Genomic DNA, 12,553 nt, shown 5'->3' on the forward strand with positions numbered 1-12,553 from the left:
CCCACCCGCCCGCCCGCCCGCACCAGGACAGCCCAACGAACGGCGCGACCAGCCTCACCGCCGCTCGCACCGCGCCAGTTCACACGACGGCGCCCCCCACACCGCCCGCCGTTCCATCGCACCAACAGACCCACGCCCGGACGCACCCACGCCGAGATCGGCCTGCCGCCAAGATCGGCCTGCCGCCCGAACGCACTGTTCGCGGACGAACAGCACCAGCACGACGAGGGCGCCGCCCGACGAACCCACGCCCGACGAACCCACGCCCGACAAACCCGCGCCGGTCGACTTCATGCCGGTCGACTTCATGCCGGCGCGACTCAGAGGAGCTGCTTCGCAACGGTCCCGCCGGCGGCGACCGCCCACGTGCCACCCCGCGGACCAACCGTCCCCCGGCATCACGGCGCGCCGGAGTCACCACCCGTCCGGCATTCGCGCGGCCCGCGACACACGCGTGGCCGCTGCGACAGGCCCGGTGTCGCAGCGCCCACGGACAAAAGCGCCCTCTGCGGCAGCGCAAGACCCGCACGACATCGATGCCGCTGGTCGTGGACGCCGTCGATGACACCCGCTCGGCTGCCGCGGATCCCACAGCCACCGACTCCGGCGCCGCCGCCTCACCAGGCACCGCCGACTCGGGCACCGCCAGCTCGGGCACCGCCAGCTCGGACGTTGCCAGCTCGGACGTTGCCAGCTCGGACGTTGCCAGCTCGGACGTTGCCAGCTCGGACGTTGCCAGCTCGGACGTTGCCAGCTCGGGCGTTGCCGGCCTCATCGCCGATGCCGACTCAGCCTCAGACATTCCAACCGTCGACTGTGGACACTCAGCAGGGTCATGAACGGCCTCGGCGATCAGGGCCTCCGCCGAGGCCGCCCACGCCGCAGCGGCCGGCGCCCCACCGGGCGAACCACCCACCACCGCAGCCGGCTCCACACCAGCCTCCCGCCCCAGACCGGGGGCGGCGAAGTCCCCTCCCGCACAGCTCGCAGGACCCCGAACGCCCCCAGTTGCCCTCGTGACGCGGAGACGGGCCAGCTTCGTCGCATGACGCGCGGCCAGGCCGTGCCTGCGGGCCTCGGCGAACTCGGCCTGAGCCCGCCGGCGCTCCTCACGGTGACGGAGCCGCTCGGCCCTCGCCGCGGCGAACCGGGCCAGCCAATCGATCTCCCCGGCAGCAGTCGCCGAGCCGGAATCCGGTGCGTCCAAAGAAAAGTACGGTCGTGGCATGCGCCGCCTCCCCCGATAGGCGCTGCCCCCTCATTCTCGCGCCCGCACACCACCACGTCCAGCGCCATCACGCTGTGCGCACGCCCCACCACGGCAGACCCGCGGAAGTGCTCAGGCGGCGCCGGCCGTGGTCCGGATCAGGTCGGCGCAGACGGCTGGCTCGTCCGAGAACGGCAGGTGGCCGCAGCCCGCCAGCCGGACGTGCCGTGCCGACGGCAACGCCCCGGCCGCCCGGCGGGCCTGGAACGCGGGCAGGATCGCGTCCCGGCTCCCCCACGCCACCGTCACCGGCACGCCGCCGCCCAGCGCCCCCACTCCGGCCACCGCGCTCCCGTCGGCCACCAGACCCCCGCCGGCCACCGCACCCGCACCCGCGCCGGGGAAACGGTGACCGGCGAACGCGGCCCGCGCCGCGGCGAACCCCGGGGCCGCCACGAGCGCGTCGACGTCCGCGACCGCGGCCGCCGGATCCAACCGCCCGGGGTGACCGAAGAACATGCCGAACAGGGCGACCCGGCCGAGCCTCGTAGCGGCCAGGGCAGGCAGCACCGGACGGGCCAGCCGGCCCAGGCCCCGGGCAGCGGTCACCGACACTTGGCACCAGCGGCGCGACACCGGGCCCCAGAAGCCGATCGGCGCGAACGCCGTCACCGAACGCGCCACGCCGCGGCGGCCCAGCTCGAGGGCGACGCCGCCGCCGAGGGAGCTGCCGGCGACGTGGAAGGTGGCGGCGTGCGGGAAGGCGCCCGCGGCGAACGCCGTGACGGCGTCGGCGAAGGTACCGACGTCGGCGGCACCAACGGCGGCGGACGCGCCGAACCCCGGCAGGTCGAGCGCGACCACGTCGAACGACCCGCGCAGCAGCGGCAGGACCGGCTGCCACAGCTGCCAGCGGCTGCCGAGGCCGTGGATGAGCACGAGCGGCTCGCCGGAGCCCTCGCGGTGGTGCGACAGCGTGGTCACCGGCCCACCGTACTTGTTGACACCCGGCCAACAACAGGGCACGGTGACGGCATGCGGATGAGCGGCGGGCCCGCCGAGCGGGGCCGGCGGCTGGAGCCTGACGTCCGGCGGGAGCAGATCCTGGCCGTGGCGGTGCGGTTGTTCGGGGAGCGGCCCTACGCCGAGGTGTCCACGACGGACATCGCGGAGGCCGCCGGGGTGGCCCGCGGGCTCATCAACCACTACTTCGGCACCAAACGGGGGCTGTTCGTCGAGGCGGTGCGGGTCCTCGTGACGATCCCGGCGGTGGCCGTGGAGCAGCTGCCGGAGGGTGACCTGGCGACCAGGGTCGACGCCAGCGTGGCGTGGTTTCTCGACGTGGTGTCGCGGCACAGCAGGTCGTGGCTGGCCGCGGTCGACGGCGGCGGGGTGGGCCGGGACCCGGACATCGAGCGGGTCCTGCGGGAGGCCGACGACATCGCCGCCGACAGCATCCTCGTGGCGGTCGGCCTGGCCGGCGACCACGGGCACCGCGACGAGCTGCGGGCGATGACGCGGGCGTACTGCGGCCTGGCCAAGGCGACCGCGCGGGAGTGGCTGGAGCGCGGCGTGCTCAACCGGGCGCAGGTCCACATCCTGCTGTCGACCACCCTCGTCACGCTCGTGGAGCGGGTCTTCCGCACGCTGGGCGGCCGGCCATGAGGATCGCCGTCATCGGCGCCGGGTTCGGCGGCATCGCCGTCGCGCACCTGCTGCGCCAGGCCGGGTTCGGTGACCTGGTCATCTTCGACAAGGCCGACGGCCCCGGCGGGGTGTGGCGGGACAACACGTACCCGGGCTGCGCCTGCGACATCCCCGCGCCGCTGTACTCGTACTCGTTCGCGCTCAACCCGGACTGGTCGCAGCGGTTCCCGCCGCAGCCGGAGATCCTGGCGTACCTGCGGCGCTGCGTGCGCGACTTCGACCTGGAAACCACGCTGCGGCCGCGCACCGAGGTGACCGCCGCCGACTGGACCGGCGAGGCGTGGCGGGTCACGCTCGGCGACGGCACCACCGAGACGTTCGACGTGCTGATCCCCGCGATGGGGCAGCTGTCGCGGCCGGTCGTGCCGGTGCTCGCCGGCGCGGAGGACTTCGCCGGCCCGGCCATGCACACCGCGCGCTGGGACCCGGGCGTCGACGTGGCCGGCCGGCGGGTCGGGGTCATCGGCACCGGCGCGAGCGCGATCCAGCTCGTCCCGGCGATCGCGGGCACCGCCGCGCACGTGAGCGTCTTCCAGCGCTCGGCACCATGGACGCTGCCGAAGCCCAACCGCCGCTACGGCCCGTGGCGCCGCGCGCTCAACCGCCGGTTCCCCGCGCTGATGCGCGCCGCCCGCGCCGGCACCTGGCTGCTCACCGTCATCACCGGCAAGGCGGTCACCGGCAGCCGCCCCGCGCGCCTCGCGGTGTGGGCCCTGTCCACCGCGCAGCGGCTGGTGCAGGCGCGCGGCATGCGGCGGGCGGTCACCCCCGACTACGCCATGGGCTGCAAGCGGGTGCTGTTCACCGCTGACTGGTTCCGGACCCTGCGCCGGGGCGACGTCGAGCTCGTCACCGCCGACATCGAGCGGGTGACCGCCGCCGGCATCCGCACCGCCGACGGTGTGCTGCACGCCTGCGACATCCTCGTGTACGGCACAGGCTTCGCCGCCACCGAGTTCCTCACCCCGACCCGGATCACCGGGCGGGACGGCCGCGCCCTGCACGACGAGTGGCGCGCCGGCGCGTTCGCGCACCTCGGCATCGCCGTGCCCGGTTTTCCCAACATGTTCCTCATGTACGGCCCGAACACCAACACCGGCAACACCTCCGTCGTGTACTTCCACGAGGCGCAGGCCCGCTACATCGTGCAGGCGGTGCGCCTGCTCGCCGCCCGCGGCCCGGTCGAGGTGCGCCCGGAGGTGGCCGCCGCGTTCGACACCGAGATGCAGCGCCGCCTCGGCGCCAGCGTCTGGGCCGGCTGCGACAGCTGGTACCGCACCCCCGGCGGCCGCGTCGTCACCAACTGGCCCGGCATGGCCGCCGAGTACGCCGCCCGCACCGCCCACCTCGACGAGGCCGACTACGCCACGGTGACCCCCCGGCGCCCGCCGGCACCGAGGCAGGCACCCGCCGGACCGCGGCACCAGGAGCGCACAGCCGGAGGACCGGCGGCCTGAGAGGTCAGTTCGTAGTCGGGTCGACGACGGGCCGGACCATCACGCGTCGGGTGCTTGCCGACAAGGCTGACGCCGGGAAGGCGGACCGTGCCGATCTGCGCCGGCACGGCATCCGGGCGATGCTCCCGATCAAGGCCGATCGTGCCGCGAACCGGGGTGGTCCGTCGTGGCGGGTGAGGAGGGCTGACGCTCGGCGGTGCCGAAGCGCATCCTGAAGTCGCCCGCGACGAACGACAGCAGCGGCCGGCGGCCGGCGAGGAACCGCAGCGGACCGTCCGGCGCGACCGTCCACGTCACGCGGGCGGGTGCGTACCGCGCCGTCGAGCGGATCGGGGTGGTGCACGCCCGGCCGGCCAGGGCCTGCGCCACCCGGAACACCGCCGGCAGCCGGGGTGGCCGGCCGTCGCCGCGGGGCAGCGTCGCCCAGGCGATCGGGCCCTCCGCCGACGAGGCGCGGGCGGTGCCGGCGGCCGGGGGCAGGGTCAGCTCGGCGAGGTCCTTCGGGATGCCCCAGAGGGCGCGGCCGCCGTCGCGGGACGCCACGCTGTCGACCCAGATGTGGGTGATGGTCACCCGGGGGCGCCAGCCGGCCCGGGTCAGCACGGCGCAGAGCAGCTCGCGGTAGCTGAGGTCGCCGCCCGGCCGGTAGTCGACCCACGCGGTGCCCACCAGGCCGCGCCGGCCCAGCCGCAGCGGCCGCACCGCCCCGGCCAGCTCCGGTGGCAGGGCGGGCAGGCCGGCCACCGGCACGGCCCAGACGGACACGTGCATCCGGCCGCGCAGCGACCACGGCGACGGTGGATACGACATCGACGAGCTTGCCTCCACGTCGGCACTCTACGCCTCTTGACAGTCTGCCAACAAGCGGAGGTAAATGAGTCCTCAGGAAACAGCGTTTCGTCCAGCGATACACGTCAGGAGGTAAGCGCTCGATGGTCTCCAAACGACGCTCCGCCGCTGCGGCCCTGCTCGTCGCGGCCGCCCTGAGCCTGCCCGGCACGGCACACGCCGCCGGGTGGACCCAGGTCAGCAACACGGTCGACGTCTCGTGCGCGGGGCTGACCTACCGGCCGGCGGCGGACTGGTTCCTGCCCGCCGGCACCGCCAAGGGCCTGGTCTACCTGCAGCACGGCTTCTCCCGCTCCAACGGCAACATGGCCGACCTCGCCGAGCACTACGCCGCGGCCGGGTTCGTGGTGTTCGCACCGACGCTGCCGTCCGCCGACATCTTCGGCTGCACGGTGAGCAACCTCGGCAACAACGCGCCGTTCCTGAACAACGTCGCGACCTGGCTCGGCCAGGCCAGCAGCCCGACCGGCGCGCTGGCCCGCAGCTACGCCAACGCGCTGAGCAGGGCGGGCCGCCCGGCCACGGCGCTGCCCACCTCGTACGTCATCGCCGGCCACTCCGCGGGCGGCGAGGTCGCCTCGTACGTGGCCAACCGCCTGCGCACCAACTACCCGGCGCAGTTCGCCCGGGTGCGGCTCGTGCAGCTGCTCGACCCGGTGAAGTCGTTCCTCGGGTCCAACATGGACACCGCCCTCGCCGGCCTGAACCTGACCAGCACGCCGATCTACGCGATCTCGTCGCCGCCGTACACGGCGAACAGCAACGCCAGCGGCACGGTCGAGCTGACCGAGGACGTGCACCGGGCCTTCCTCGGGGTCCGGCTCACCACCGGCTCGCACTGCGACGCGGAGGGCGCCAGCACCGACGGGCTGTGCACCGTGCTCAACGGCACGCCCCAGCCCGGCAACGTCACCGCGCTGCAGACCTTCGCGGTGGCGTGGGCGAGCGACGCGGTCGACGGCACGACGACACCCACCTACTACCCGGGCGGCGCGTACTACCAGTCGCTGCTCACCGGCGGCGTCACCCAGACCCTCAGCGGCAGCTGACGGACCCGGCGACGGGGGTCCGCCGCGAGGCATTGACGGCGGGCCCCCGTCTTCCCGTACGCTGTCGCCAAGGGAAACTGCGTTCCACTATGGGAAACAGAGGTCCGAATGGCTCAACGCTTCAGCCGCCGCGGCGTGCTGCTCGCCGCCGGCGGCGCGGTCGTCGCCGGCGCCCTGATCAGCCCGGCCCCGGCCGGCGCCGCGTACTCCTCGGTCGGCACGTACGGCACCACGGTCAACGGCGACCCGGCCGACGTGTACCACCCCAACACTTCCTCGCCGCACCAGCCGTGGCCGGTCGTCCTGCTGCTGCAGGGCGCCAACGTCGGCCGGGCCAACTACGCCGGCTTCGCCCGCAAGGTCGCCTCGTACGGCTTCGTGGTCGTCGTGCCGGACCACACCCGCGTCATCTTCGGCGTGCCCGGCCTGTACGCCGACGGCGCCGAGGCCACCTGGACGGTCGCCTGGGCCACCGCGGAGAACGCCCGCACCGGCTCGCCGCTCAAGGGCCAGATCGACACCGGCACGCTGCTGCTCACCGGCCACTCGTTCGGCGGCGCCGCCGGGCTCGGCCTGTCCACCGGGCTGTCGACGCCGCCGTTCACCGACGTGCCCGTGCCTGCGCCGGCACAACTCAAGGCGGCCGCCTTCTACGGCACGAACAACGCCGTGCCGGGCAGCCCCGTCATCCCGCCCGTCGCCAACACGATCCCGGTCGCGCTCATCCAGGGCGCCGCCGACGGCGTCGGCAGCCCGGCGAACGGGCTCGGCACGTACGCCGTGCTGCAGGGCGTGCCGAAGCTGTACGTGAGCGTGGCCGGCGCCAACCACTACGCCATCACCGACGTCCAGAACCCGGCCGGCGCGCGGCCCGACCTGTCGCCGCAGACCCTCGACCAGGCCACCGGCGTCGAGGTCGTGGCCCGGTGGGCGGCGCTGTGGCTGCGTGCCCAGCTCGGCGACCCCGTCGGGTGCGCCTGGGTCTACGGCCTGGGCGACGCCGTCGACGCGGGCGTGGAGACCCAGTTCGCCCGCTGACCACCGCCGCGGGGCGTCCCGGCCCACCGGCCGCGGCGCCCCGCGGCGTTCACTTTCCTGATGACAACGACCCCTCGTTGACCAGGGCCGATAGTGTTCCACCGATCGACGTCAGGACGGTTTCGGTGGAATTGAACCTGCATGTGCAAGGTCGCATCGGTGGCGGCACCGTCATCGTCGTGCGCGGTGACCTGGACTACGGTGCCGCGGCGCGGTTCCGCGCGTGCGTCGAGCGCGCCCTGCAGCCGCCGCCGGGCACCCTGTACCTGGATCTGCGGCTGGTGACGTTCGTCGACTCCAGCGGCATCGGCGCCCTGGTCGCCGCGCACGGGCTCAGCGAACGCGCCGGGTCGCGGCTGGTGCTGGAGAACCCGTCGGGCGCGCTGGTGCGGACCCTGCGCACCGCGGGTCTGGTCACCCTGTTCAACCTGCCACCGGCGTAGCGGCCCCGACGCCTCAGCACCCGGCACGGCGTCACCCCGACCGGCCCGCCACCGGCACCGCGCCGGCGTCCCCGGCGCGGGCCTTGCCCGCCGGCAGCGCCTGCATCGGCAGCCGCCGCGGCGCGACCGGCGCCGGGCCGCGGCGACGGCGGCGCGGCGTCCAGTCCTTCCACGCCATCGCCCGCCGCTCGATCAGGTGCCAGGACAGCGCGGCGGCCGCGAACGCGGCGGCCAGCGACATGGCGACGTAGGGCAGGTAGCCCCACCGGCTCCAGCCGAGGCTCGCGAACACCTGCTGGCCGATGAACCCGTAGATGTAGACGCCGTAGGAGTAGTCGTTGCGCCGCCCGACCCGGCGCAGCGCGGCCGGCAACCGCACCGCCGCCCAGGCCAGCACGTACACCAGCGCCGGGAAGCCGATCACGAAGAACCCGCCGAACAGCAGCGACCCCGCGAGAGCCACCAGGCAGGCCAACCCGGCGCCGTCGTGGATGACGACCCGGTCGCGGTACAGCTCCAGCACCGCCCCGCCGAGGAACAGCAGCCCCAGGTACATGACCCAGTGGAAGGACACCGCGCCGAGCAGCGGCAGGTGCACCGAGCCGTAGTGCGGGGTGGGCGGGCCGAGCAGCGGGCGGCCCTGGATCCAGTCGACGACGACCACGCCGTACAGGGCCGCGGCGAGGCACACGACCACCCACCGCCGCCGGCGCAGCACCGCGGTCACCGCGAGCAGCGCGGCCAGGCCGTAGCAGAGCACCTCGTACACCAGCGACCACAGCGCCCCGTCGAACACGCTGCCGCCGGTCTGCCGGCCCCACGGGGTGGACGCGCCGAGCAGGTCGTGGATGCCGTACTGGCGGACCCCGGTGAACCAGTTGCCGGTCACGTACTGCAGCGGCCCCTTCGGCCCGGACCAGAACCCGTCGAGGGTGCCCCACTCGCGCAGCGCCACCAGGGGCGCCACGACGAACGCGGTGACCAGCAGGCACACCCACAGCCCGGGCAGGATCCGCAGCATCCGGTGCCACACGAACCGCCACGCCGACGTCCGCGCCGCGCTACGGGTGATCAGCAGCCCGGACAGCACGAAGAAGCTGAACACGGCGAGCGTGCCGGTGTTGGTCTGGTCGCGGAACAGCGACTCGCCGAGATCCTCCCAGCCGAAGCCGAGCGACGTGGCGTGCGTCAGCACCACCACGACGGCCAGGCCGAGACGGATCGCCCCGATGCCGTTGTCGCGTCCGACGTACAGCTGACCGAGGGTCGCGGGCGGGAGCCCGTGCCGCGGCCTGGGCCTGCGCCGCGAGCGTTGCCGGACGACGACCGGCCGGACATGCTGCCCCTGCAGCTGCACCAACGCATGCCTCTCCCCTCGCCGGGGCGGGAACCCTCGGGCGAAGCGGGTGTCATGACGCCGCAGGGCGGGGCAGCGTCGAGCTGAGCGGAACGACACCAGGGGGAAGGGCGAGCACCTGGATGTGGTGAAGGCCGGGCGGGCCCACATCCGCGACGATGGTACCGCCGGGGAGACACCGCCGCGCCCGGAACGCCGGACGTTCACGTCCTCGCCGTCCGGGGTACCACTGCGATATGCCAACGATCGTGCAACGCATCACGAAGTTCCTGCAGAGCCCCGCCGGGCGCCGCGTCGTGGAGCAGGGCCGCCGGGAGTTGGCGAAGCCGGCCAACCAGGAGAAGCTCCGCCGGCTCGCCGCGAAGGTGGCCGGCGGCCGCCGGCACTGACCCCGCGCCGCGCCTATTGTGCTGGGCATGCGCCTGGTGTCCCTGCTGCCGTCCGCCACGGAGATCGTCTACGCGCTCGGCCTCGGCGACGACCTCGTCGGCGTCACGTTCGAGTGCGACGAGCCGCCGTCGGCGCGGGTGGACAAGACCGTCGTCGTCGGCGGCCGGGACACCCGCGGCATGGCTCCCGGCGAGATCGACGCGTACGTGCGGGACCAGTTCGCCGCCGGCGCCGACCTGTACACGCTGCACGCCGGGGCGCTCGCCGCTCTGGACCCGCAGCTGATCCTGACCCAGGACCTGTGCCGGGTCTGCGCGCTGCCGTCCGGGCACGTCGAGGACGCCCTGGAGCACCTCGGCTGCCGGGCGGACGTGCTGTCGCTGGACCCGCACTCCCTCGACGACGTGCTCGGCACGATCCTCGCCGTCGGCGACCGGGCCGGGGTGCCGGACCGCGCCGGGCGGCTGGTCGCCGCGTTGCGCGCGCGGCTGGACGCGGTCGCCGCCGCGGTGGCCGCGCGGCCCCGCCCGGCGGTGCTGATGGTGGAGTGGGTCGACCCGCCGTTCACCGCCGGTCACTGGGTGCCCGACCTGGTGCGTGCGGCCGGTGGCGAGCCGGTCGCCGCGAGCCCGGGCGCCCGGTCCGTGCAGACCTCGTGGCAGCACCTGGCCGCGGCCGGTCCGGACGTGGTGGTCGTGGCGCCGTGCGGCTTCCACCTCGACGGCGCCGTGGCGCAGGCCCGCCTGGTCGCGCCGCGGTTCCCCGGCGCGCAGGTGTGGGCGATCGACGCCGACGGCATCGTGGTGCGGCCCGGCCCGCGGCTGGTCGACGGGGTCGAGGCGCTCGCCGCCGTGCTGCACCCCGGCGCGGTGCCGGACCGGCCGGCCGCGGTCGCCCGGGTCGCGTAGGCCGCCGCACACGACGACGGGCCCGTGCAAGGCCCTTCACAGGACCTCGCACGGGCCCGGACTGTCCGAGCCAGCGCTGCTGCCGCGCTCAGGTGGCGACGGCGCGCGCCGCGGTCACCGGCGGGTGGCCGGCTCCCCGGAGCAGGGGTGTCAGACGCCGCGGACGTTGTCCGCCTGCGGGCCCTTCTGACCCTGGGTCACGTCGTACTCGACCTTCTGGCCCTCGGTGAGCTCCCGGTAACCGGAGCTCGCGATGGCCGAGTAGTGCACGAACACGTCCGCGCCGCCGTCATCCTGCTGGATGAAGCCGAAGCCTTTTTCAGAGTTGAACCACTTCACGGTACCGCTAGCCACGCGTTCCTCCTGAACACGACGAGTCCTGCCGGCCATGCTGACCGGCGGTGAAGACCTCGCCGCGAACCACCGTACGCGAGGTGGCGCCCGTCCGCTTCATCTCAGCCGTGCCGATCGTCGCATTCGCCCGCTGGTATGAGGTGCAGAACGGGCAATAACGGTTGAAAGAGGATGGACAACGTCACCCGTTCGTTTGTATTCCACGACACATCGGGCGAGAATCCCGTCCCATGACCGCGATCACCCACCTGGACCTCACCGGCTTCCAGCAGGTCGACCAGCTCGCCTGGCGGGACGCGCAGGGCACGGTCATGTCGCTGCACTTCTTCAACCTGCGCCCGGACCTCCCCGCGTCACCGCAGGACCCGGCCGCGCTGCTGGCGGGCCTGGCCAGACACACCGCCGGCGCCGGCGCCGGGCTCATCGACGCCGCGGTCGAGCCGGTCGACGGCGTGCCGGCGGTGCGGCAGCTGCTGAAGGTCCGCCACCCCCAGGGCCACGGGCAGGTGTTCATCGGCTCCTACACGGTGCCGCGCGCGACCTGCAGCACCGTGCTGAAGCTGCAGGCCCCGGAGACCGGCACGACCGGCATGCGGGAGGCCGTCGTCATGGCACAGCTCGGCCCCGACCGGTTCTACACGCCGTCGCCGTACGCCCCGGACGCCACCGGCGGGCTGCCGAACCACTGGGCCGACCACGAGCAGTACGACGCGCAGTTCCCGCAGCACCCGCTGACCCTGGTCCGCGCCACGCTGCGCCGCCTGCTGCCGAGCGTCCGGCTGGACGAACGGTTCAAGGCCCTGCCCGCCTTCTGAGGCTCAGCGGACCTCGAGTTCGAACAGCGAGTAGCCGTACTGGCCGTTGCGCCGGGTGCCGGTCATCCGCACGAACCGGGCCGGCGCCGCGGCGAACCGCACGTCCTGCACCCCGCCGGCGCCCTCACCGGTGCGCCACACCGTGCGCCACGTGGTGCCGTCGGCGCTGACCGCGAGGTCGTACTCGACGCCGTACGCCGCCTCCCACCGCAGCACGACCCGGCTGACCAGCCACAGCCGGCCGAGGTCGACGCTGATCCACTGCGGGTCGCTGAACGCGCTGCTCCACCGGGTGCGCGGGTCCCCGTCGACGGCGAACCGGGGCTCGTAGGCCGCCCCCTCCACGGACGACGCCGCGGCGGGCCGGCCCAGCGCCAGGTCGGCTCCGTCGGCATTGACGGCCGCGGCAGGTGTACTGCCACCCGGCGCCACCGCCGACGTCCTCGGCGGGACCGTCCGCGACGACCTCAGCACGCTGGACGCGCCGGCCGCGCTGGACACCGCCGGCGGCGGTCCGGATGCCGGCGGTCCGGACAGCTCCGCGGTGGACCGCGCGCCCGACTCGGGCGGCAGGGGCAGCGCGGACGGGACCGCCACCGGCGCGCCGGCGCCGTCGTCACCGTCCCCGCGGGTCAGCAGCGTCGTGATCAGCCCGGCGAGCAGCGCCACCACCACGGCCACCATCACGACGACGACCGGCCGCCGGCGCCGTCCACCCGCGTCCCTGGTCTCCTCCGCGGCGCCGACCGGGGCGCCGGCGTGGTCCGCCGGGGCGGCGGGTCCCGTCCGGGCGCCGCCGCCGGGCCGCCGGTGCCCGGCCGGCCGGGCCGGTCGACCCGGCCCTGACGGCTGCCCGGCCACGTACGGCCTGACCAGGCGCGGTGGCTCAGGGTCCTGGTCCGCCACCGGACGCCCTCCCTCCGGCCCGATCATGGCGGGCCGACGGTTCGGAGCTTAGGGCCACCCGCGCCCCGCCGCT

At 74.5% G+C, this 12,553-nt stretch carries 13 protein-coding genes; 8 read left to right on the top strand and 5 right to left on the bottom strand.

The genetic code is table 11. The features are described from left to right. Positions 1-1,339: 1,339 nt before the first annotated feature. Positions 1,340-2,191, bottom strand: coding sequence for an alpha/beta fold hydrolase (locus tag OP18_RS10945; protein WP_033358714.1), 852 nt, complete (start codon positions 2,189-2,191; stop codon positions 1,340-1,342). A 51-nt stretch (positions 2,192-2,242) separates the two neighbouring features. On the opposite strand from OP18_RS10945, the gene OP18_RS10950 reads away from it, so the two are divergent. Beyond that, complete coding sequence (locus tag OP18_RS10950) at positions 2,243-2,872, top strand: TetR/AcrR family transcriptional regulator (protein ID WP_245635337.1); 630 nt, start codon at positions 2,243-2,245, stop codon at positions 2,870-2,872. Continuing rightward, positions 2,869-4,371 carry a flavin-containing monooxygenase gene (locus OP18_RS10955; RefSeq protein WP_063745481.1) on the top strand — a complete coding sequence of 501 codons (1,503 nt, stop codon included), beginning with the start codon at positions 2,869-2,871 and terminating at the stop codon, positions 4,369-4,371. Before OP18_RS10950 ends, OP18_RS10955 begins: the two co-directional genes overlap by 4 nt. A gap of 129 nt (positions 4,372-4,500) precedes the next feature. Here OP18_RS10955 and OP18_RS10960 read toward each other — a convergent pair whose 3' ends face one another. Beyond that, entirely contained in the window at positions 4,501-5,199 is a 699-nt protein-coding gene (locus tag OP18_RS10960) for an acetoacetate decarboxylase family protein (protein WP_211273497.1), read from the bottom strand. Between the two features lie 104 nt (positions 5,200-5,303). Here OP18_RS10960 and OP18_RS10965 point away from each other — a divergent pair, with 104 nt between their 5' ends. The 3 genes from OP18_RS10965 to OP18_RS58605 all read left to right on the top strand — a co-directional run bounded on the left by OP18_RS10965 (position 5,304) and on the right by OP18_RS58605 (position 7,750). Beyond that, complete coding sequence (locus OP18_RS10965; protein ID WP_052386521.1) at positions 5,304-6,269, top strand: alpha/beta hydrolase; 966 nt, start codon at positions 5,304-5,306, stop codon at positions 6,267-6,269. A 108-nt stretch (positions 6,270-6,377) separates the two neighbouring features. Then, positions 6,378-7,307: an alpha/beta hydrolase family protein gene (locus OP18_RS10970; RefSeq protein WP_081970637.1), complete on the top strand. Its 930-nt coding sequence runs from the start codon at positions 6,378-6,380 to the stop codon at positions 7,305-7,307. Positions 7,308-7,450: 143 nt separating this feature from the next. After that, positions 7,451-7,750, top strand: coding sequence for an STAS domain-containing protein (locus tag OP18_RS58605; RefSeq protein WP_162189769.1), 300 nt, complete (start codon positions 7,451-7,453; stop codon positions 7,748-7,750). Positions 7,751-7,781: 31 nt separating this feature from the next. Here the strand turns inward: OP18_RS58605 and OP18_RS10980 are convergent, their stop codons facing one another. Beyond that, positions 7,782-9,107 (bottom strand): acyltransferase family protein, encoded by a 1,326-nt coding sequence (locus OP18_RS10980; RefSeq protein WP_162189770.1) that lies wholly within the window; start codon positions 9,105-9,107, stop codon positions 7,782-7,784. 236 nt (positions 9,108-9,343) lie between these two features. On the opposite strand from OP18_RS10980, the gene OP18_RS59095 reads away from it, so the two are divergent. Both OP18_RS59095 and OP18_RS10985 read left to right on the top strand, forming a co-directional pair. After that, positions 9,344-9,496 carry a hypothetical protein gene (locus OP18_RS59095; protein WP_169788951.1) on the top strand — a complete coding sequence of 51 codons (153 nt, stop codon included), beginning with the start codon at positions 9,344-9,346 and terminating at the stop codon, positions 9,494-9,496. A 27-nt stretch (positions 9,497-9,523) separates the two neighbouring features. Next, the gene (locus OP18_RS10985; protein WP_033358716.1) at positions 9,524-10,405 is read left to right on the top strand and encodes an ABC transporter substrate-binding protein; all 882 of its coding nucleotides are present in this window, start codon (positions 9,524-9,526) and stop codon (positions 10,403-10,405) included. A 150-nt stretch (positions 10,406-10,555) separates the two neighbouring features. Here OP18_RS10985 and OP18_RS10990 read toward each other — a convergent pair whose 3' ends face one another. Continuing rightward, positions 10,556-10,759, bottom strand: a complete 204-nt coding sequence (locus OP18_RS10990) for a cold-shock protein (RefSeq protein WP_033358717.1) — start codon at positions 10,757-10,759, stop codon at positions 10,556-10,558. A gap of 230 nt (positions 10,760-10,989) precedes the next feature. Here OP18_RS10990 and OP18_RS10995 point away from each other — a divergent pair, with 230 nt between their 5' ends. After that, positions 10,990-11,574, top strand: coding sequence for a hypothetical protein (locus OP18_RS10995; protein WP_033358718.1), 585 nt, complete (start codon positions 10,990-10,992; stop codon positions 11,572-11,574). 3 nt (positions 11,575-11,577) lie between these two features. Here OP18_RS10995 and OP18_RS11000 read toward each other — a convergent pair whose 3' ends face one another. Then, positions 11,578-12,480, bottom strand: a complete 903-nt coding sequence (locus OP18_RS11000) for a discoidin domain-containing protein (RefSeq protein ID WP_033358719.1) — start codon at positions 12,478-12,480, stop codon at positions 11,578-11,580. Between the last annotated feature and the right edge of the window lie 73 nt (positions 12,481-12,553).

The sequence above is a fragment of the Dactylosporangium aurantiacum genome (genome assembly GCF_000716715.1).
GTDB lineage: Bacteria > Actinomycetota > Actinomycetes > Mycobacteriales > Micromonosporaceae > Dactylosporangium > Dactylosporangium aurantiacum.

What these genes read in the sequence shown, in the direction of transcription:
- OP18_RS59095 (WP_169788951.1), top strand. Translation starts at nt 9,344, where the DNA reads ATGCCAACGATCGTGCAACGCATCACGAAGTTCCTGCAGAGCCCCGCC.
- OP18_RS10985 (WP_033358716.1), top strand. Translation starts at nt 9,524, where the DNA reads ATGCGCCTGGTGTCCCTGCTGCCGTCCGCCACGGAGATCGTCTACGCG.
- OP18_RS10970 (WP_081970637.1), top strand. Translation starts at nt 6,378, where the DNA reads ATGGCTCAACGCTTCAGCCGCCGCGGCGTGCTGCTCGCCGCCGGCGGC.
- OP18_RS10955 (WP_063745481.1), top strand. Translation starts at nt 2,869, where the DNA reads ATGAGGATCGCCGTCATCGGCGCCGGGTTCGGCGGCATCGCCGTCGCG.
- OP18_RS10995 (WP_033358718.1), top strand. Translation starts at nt 10,990, where the DNA reads ATGACCGCGATCACCCACCTGGACCTCACCGGCTTCCAGCAGGTCGAC.
- OP18_RS10950 (WP_245635337.1), top strand. Translation starts at nt 2,243, where the DNA reads ATGCGGATGAGCGGCGGGCCCGCCGAGCGGGGCCGGCGGCTGGAGCCT.
- OP18_RS10965 (WP_052386521.1), top strand. Translation starts at nt 5,304, where the DNA reads ATGGTCTCCAAACGACGCTCCGCCGCTGCGGCCCTGCTCGTCGCGGCC.